The sequence below is a fragment of the Streptomyces albidochromogenes genome (assembly GCF_005981925.1).
GTDB lineage: Bacteria > Actinomycetota > Actinomycetes > Streptomycetales > Streptomycetaceae > Streptomyces > Streptomyces albidochromogenes.
Window position 1 is genome coordinate 1 of the sequence record NZ_VBVX01000378.1, and the last position, 5,582, is coordinate 5,582.

Here is a 5,582-nt window from a genome sequence, read left to right on the forward strand (position 1 = left end):
GGCTCGGGCTCGGGCTCGGGCTCGGGCTCGGGCTCGGGCTGGACGGTCTCGGCGGGTACGCCGGCCCACGACCGGGAGGACCGCAGCGCCGACGCCAGCAGCTCGGCGGCCTCGGCGACGCCCGGTCGACGCGCCGGGTCCTTGGTGAGGAGCGCGTCCAGTACGGGCGCCAACGGGCCCGCGTGGACCGGCGGCCGGTGGGGGCGGGTGAAGACGGCCACGGCCAGGGCGTGAAGCCCCTCGGCGTCGAATGGCAACCGCCCCTCGACGGCGTGGTAGAGAGTGGCGCCGAGTGCCCACAGGTCGTTGCCGGGTGTCGGACGCTTGCCTTCCAACTGCTCCGGCGGCATGTACTGCGGGGTGCCGATGACGGTCCCACTGTGGCTGAGCCTGGTCGTGGCGTCCGCGAGGTGGGCGATGCCGAAGTCGGTGAGGACGACGCGGTCCTTGGTCAGGAGCACGTTGTCCGGCTTGATGTCGCGGTGGACGATCCGCGCGGCATGCGCCTCGGCGAGCGCGTCGAGCATGGCGGAGCCGATCTCCGCCACCCGCTGCACGGGCAGCCGGCCCTGCCGGCGGATGGCGGCGGCCAGGGACTGCCCCCGGATGAACTCCATGACGATCACGGGGGCGCCCCGGTGCTCCACGACGTCGTGGATGGTGATGATGCCGGGGTGGCTGAGAGTGACCGCCGCCCGGGCCTCGCCGGTGAAGCGCCGGAGCAGCGTGGCGCGGTCGCCGTCTTCCAGTCCCGCCGGGAACAGGATCTCCTTGACGGCGACCTCGCGGCCGAAGAGCTGCTGGTCGACGCCTCGCCAGACGCGGCCCATGCCACCCTGGCCGATGCGTTCGACCAGCTGGTACCGGCCGGCGATGAGTTCGGAATTCTGCTCGGTCACGCGCATACTCTAGGTCCCGGTGGGCCGATCGGGTGGCAGAACGATGGCCTGATCCCTGCCAACGCCGGAGTGGCGTGCTGAGGCCACTGAAATCATTCCCACCCTCCGCCGTCGCCTGTCCGCGTCGGGCGGGGCAGGACGCAGTCACCGGAATGACGGCGAAGGAGTCGACGGAGCCGTCGATCATCCGGACGTGGCGCCCGGACCCGCATCGGCGTCGCGGCGGGGCGGCTCGTGGGCTTCGGCGTGGGCGGTCGCCGGTGGCGCGTCGTGCGGGGCCGGAAGTTCCCGTCCCAGGCGTGCGAGCGGGGACAACGCCATCACCACGGGGGACAGCATCATGCCCGCGGCCGTCACCAGAAGGCTGGTGCGCAGTCCCCACTCCTGCGCGAGGAATCCGCCCAGCAGAGAACCGAGCGGGGTCAGCCCCATCCCCACGAAGCTGATCGTCGCGGCCGCGCGGCCCTGCATCGGGTGCGGAGTCGCGGCCTGGCGCACGGCCATGACCGTGACGTTCACCAGCTGGCCGCCGAACCCGAACACGAAGCTGACCACGAGGAGCGCGAGGACCGTTGCCGCGGAGGAACCGCGCAGCGCCGGCACACACAGGAACGCGCCGTCGCCGATTGCCGCGGCGCACACGAGTACTACGCCGTGACCGAACCGGCTCGGCAGGCGGGCGGCCAGCAGCGCGCCCAGGAGGGCGCCCGGCCCCGCCGCCGCCAGTGCCAGCCCGACGACGGTGCCCGACAGGTGCAGTTCCCGCGGCAGGAAGAGGAGATAGACGGTCATCATGGCCGCGAAGGAGAACTGGAAGGCGGCCGAGGCCAGGCACACGCTGCGCAGCGCGCTGTCGGCGGCGACGAAACGCAGGCCCTCGCGCACCCGCTTCCCGACCCCAGGGGGGGTTTTCCGCGCGTTCCGGGCTCGATTCGGCTCGGCGGATCCGCCGGATCGCCACGCACGACAGCGCGAAGAACAGCGCGTTGGAGGCGGCCGCGATCGGCGCCGACAGCATGGACACCAGAGCGCCTCCGAGAGCGGGACCGCCGATCTGGGCCGCGGACCGGCTGCCCTCGAGCGCGCTGTTGCCGCGCACCAGTTGGTCGCGTGCCACATGTCGTACGAGAGACACCTGGTACGCCACGTCGAAGAACACGGACAGGGCCCCGACGGTGAAGACGAGCGCGAACAGCGCGGGCAGGTCGAGCCGGCCGAAGAGGCCGGCGATGGCGGCGGCGCCCAGGACGAGGGCTCGGCCGAGGTCCGTGAGCACCATCGTCGTGCGGGCCCGCCACCTGTCCACCCAGGCGCCGACGAAGAGGGAGAGCAACAGGACCGGCGCCTGCCCCACCGCGCGGAGAGCGCCCAGTTCGCCGGCGCCGGCGTTGAGCGTCAGGACGGCGAAGAGGGGCAGGACCACCAGGCTTACCTGTTCGCCGAGTTGGGAGGCTGTCTGGCCCATCCAGAGTCTGCGGAAGTCGGCGTCCCGCCAGAGGCTTGACGGAACAGGGCGACCGGAATGGGACGTAGGGGAGAAAGCGGACGGCACGGGGATCCTCGGGCTGCCGACGACGAGGCCCGGCACCGTCGAAGCGCTTCAGAAGTGCGCCGACGGTTCGGGCAGGGGAAGGCTCGCTGTGCCGCAATGTAAAAGGCAGCACGCGATGACAGGCCGCTGACGGCCCACGACGTCAACGCGCGCTGGGAAGGCCGGCCATGTTCTCAGCTCCTCGTGGGTGACTCGCCGCCCGCACCCTAGCCGTCACCGGCCCGACGCGGAAAGCAACTTCGCTCGCCTCACACCCGCTCGCCCGCCGCACCTCGATGCCCCGGTGCCGAGAAGGCGCCGGCGGCATGCCCCGGCGGCGGTGCGGCCCTCACTCCGGGCGGGCCCGCTCAGCGGAACTCATTTGGGATGTCGGGAATGCCGGTTGGGGCGTCGCCGCACGGTGATGAGGCAGGCGAGCATGCCGAGGGCCCAGGCGATCAGAAGGGCACCCCACAGCGGCATGGTCACCACCGGGACGAGCAGGCGGATCTCGACGCTCGAACGGTTCTCGAAGATGAAAACCAGGGCGATCACGGTGATCAGGACGAACGGCGCGAGGCGGCGGACGCCGGGGCGGGAAAGAAACGGCGTGCGCTCCCTGGGGTGATCTGTTCTGTTCCGAGCCATGACTACCTCTCCGTCCCCTCGCCCCTCATCCATCGTCCCCTTCCGGCACGTGGCGCGCGACCGAAGAAACGACCGCTGAGGCCCGCGGCGGTCGGAGACGTCGTCGGCCACGGTCCGCACGCCAGGTGCGACAGGCGACCGCTCGGCACAGGAAGGCCGTCCTCCTTTGGACGGCTCGGGGCAGGGCAGTGGTCTGCGATCCGTGCGGCCCGCCGTCATGGGACGGACTACGGGACCCTGAGGGGCCGGCCGCCGCGTGGGGGCGAGCCGTTGGCGCCCCGGTCGAGGATCGTGTACGCGGCCCAGGCGTCCAGCAGGGGCGGGACCACCGTCCGGCGCTTGCCGGAGCCGGTGCGCAGGACGGCGGAGCGTACTTCGGCCGGTGTGGCCGCGGGGAACTCGGAGAGCAGGAGGGCGACGGCTCCGGCCACGAACGGGGCCGCCGCGCTCGTACCGGTGATCACCAGCGGGCTGCCGCCGACGCCGAGGCCCACGACGCATTCGCCCGGCGCGCCGATACCGCGTACTCCGATCGATCCCCCCCAGGTTGGACAGGTTCATCGGCCCGCTCCTGTCGTACACGACCACCGGGACGGTCCACGGGTGCCGGGTGATCACGGATGTCGCGACGGCGCCCTGGTTCCCGCGCGCCACGACCGTGATCCCGCACAGTGACGGGAGCACCACCATGACCATCCCCGGTTTCCACGCCGAGGCGTCCGCCCGAGGGCGCGCCGGCCGGTATACGACAGGTCGCCCGGCTCCGGGCCCCCGGACCGGCGCCGCCGGAGAGCGGATCGTGCCCATGTTCACCGACGAGGAGCGCGACGTGCTGATCCAGTGCGGCGGTGCGCTGGATCGCTGCTTCCAGGAGTGCGAGCCCCTCATCGACAACTACTACGTGCATCTGCCGTGCATCACGGCCTGCAACGAGCAGTACGACCGATGCGTTGAACCGGTCTTCGGGTCGTAGCCGCCGGCCGAAGCCCCGTACGCCACGCCGCGGTTGGACCTCACGGTCCCCCGGCGCCGGGGTGTCTGCCCGCCGGGTCCGGCAGGAGCACTTCGACCCGTACGGTCGCGGTCCTGCGCTGCTGGGCGACGAACTCGTCGATCTGGGTCCTGCACGCGTGGTCCAGGTGGGTAAGGGCCGTCAGGTCCAGGCGCAGGCGGGGTGTTCCGGCGGCCGCGAGCGCTTCGAGGGCTTCGAGCAGCTGCGGGAGCCGGACGAAGGTGGCGCTGCCGGTGATGGTCAGTTTCGCCGTCTCGGCGTCGGCCGTCTGCCGGAAGGTCGTCCGTGACATGCGCAGCACCGCCAGCAGGGTCCCGGCCGCCAGTCCGATCAGGACGCCCTCCAGCAGCGCCGTACCGAAGATGGCCAGCGTGGTGACGGCCATGACGGCGGCCTCGCCCCGGTCCTGCGTCCACAGCAGGCGGAACTGCTCCGGGGCGAACAGCTTCCATCCACTGTGCACGAGCACGCCCGCCAGGACCGTGATGGGGATGAGGGCGAGCAGGCGGGGCAGCAGGAGCGCGAAAGCGAGAAGCCACAGGCCGTGCAGGGTGCGTGAGAGGCGCGTGCGTGCGCCGGCCTGGACGTTGGCCGAGCTGCGGGCGACGACGGCGGTCATGGGCAGTGCGCCGAGGGCGCCGCAGACGGTGTTGCCGATGCCCTGGGAGAGCAGTTCGGTGTTGTAGCGGGTACGCGGTCCCGTGTGCATGCGGTCCACCGCGGCGGCGGTGAACAGGCTCTCCGCCGACGCGATCGCGGTGAAAGTGAGGATGGTGGCGATGACCGCCGGGTCGGCCAGTCCCGCGAATTCCCCGGCTCCCGGCAGGTGGAGGGAGCCGAGGAGGTCGCCGACCCGGAGGGTCTTGATGTCGACGCCCGGCAGCGCGGCGACGCCCATCCCGAGGACGACGGCGACCAGTGCGGCGGGCACCCGGTTCAGTGGGCCCGGCACCTTCTTCCAGAGGAAGCTGAGGAGCACGGTGGTCGTCCCGAGCGCGGCGGCGACGAGCGCGTCCGGCGTGCCGAAGGTCCTGGTGACCAGTCCGGGCAGCCCCAGCAGGTTCTCCATCGGTGTGCCCGGCGCCTTGGAGTCGGCGACGGCGTACGACTGGCCGATCATCAGGGGCAGTCCGATCCCGGCGAGCATGCCCTGAACGACCGCGACCGAGATGGCCTGGAACACACGGCCCAGCCGTACGAGCGCCAGCACGATCTGGAGCAGGCCGGTGACCAGCACGATGATGCCGAGCATGGCCAGTCCGTGTTCCAGTACGGCCTCGGCGACCAGTGCCGCCAGGCCGGCGGCGGGCCCGCTCACCTGGAGCGCGCTGCCGCGCATCAGGCCGACCACCAGTCCGCCGACGATGCCGGAGACGATGCCCAGCTCGGGCGGCGCGCCGGACGCCACGGCGACCCCGATGCACAGCGGGAGGGCGACCAGGAAGACCACGAACGAGGCGGTGATCTCCGTACCGAGGGACGCTCCGCGCAG

Annotated in this window: 5 protein-coding genes and 1 pseudogene; 1 reads left to right on the top strand and 5 read right to left on the bottom strand. The window is 71.9% G+C overall.

Annotated features, from left to right (window positions below):
• From E2E34_RS30450 to E2E34_RS36760, 4 genes and pseudogenes are all read right to left on the bottom strand, one after another.
• Nucleotides 1-899: serine/threonine-protein kinase (locus E2E34_RS30450; RefSeq protein ID WP_167518422.1), on the bottom strand; the 899-nt coding region annotated here is incomplete at its 3' end.
• Between the two features lie 183 nt (nt 900-1,082).
• A pseudogene (locus E2E34_RS30455) lies at nt 1,083-2,364 on the bottom strand (MFS transporter).
• A 444-nt stretch (nt 2,365-2,808) separates the two neighbouring features.
• On the bottom strand, nt 2,809-3,078 hold the full coding sequence (locus E2E34_RS30460; protein ID WP_138905092.1) for a LapA family protein: 270 nt from the start codon (nt 3,076-3,078) through the stop codon (nt 2,809-2,811).
• A gap of 227 nt (nt 3,079-3,305) precedes the next feature.
• On the bottom strand, nt 3,306-3,572 hold the full coding sequence (locus E2E34_RS36760) for a S8 family serine peptidase (RefSeq protein WP_244316281.1): 267 nt from the start codon (nt 3,570-3,572) through the stop codon (nt 3,306-3,308).
• A gap of 53 nt (nt 3,573-3,625) precedes the next feature.
• Here E2E34_RS36760 and E2E34_RS36765 point away from each other — a divergent pair, with 53 nt between their 5' ends.
• The gene (locus E2E34_RS36765; RefSeq protein WP_244316283.1) at nt 3,626-4,051 is read left to right on the top strand and encodes a hypothetical protein; all 426 of its coding nucleotides are present in this window, start codon (nt 3,626-3,628) and stop codon (nt 4,049-4,051) included.
• Between the two features lie 40 nt (nt 4,052-4,091).
• Here E2E34_RS36765 and E2E34_RS30470 read toward each other — a convergent pair whose 3' ends face one another.
• Entirely contained in the window at nt 4,092-5,582 is a 1,491-nt protein-coding gene (locus tag E2E34_RS30470; RefSeq protein WP_138905093.1) for a SulP family inorganic anion transporter, read from the bottom strand.

Bases quoted from the DNA above. Each gene is read 5' to 3' on its own strand.
- E2E34_RS30460 (WP_138905092.1), bottom strand. From the start codon at position 3,078: ATGGCTCGGAACAGAACAGATCACCCCAGGGAGCGCACGCCGTTTCTT.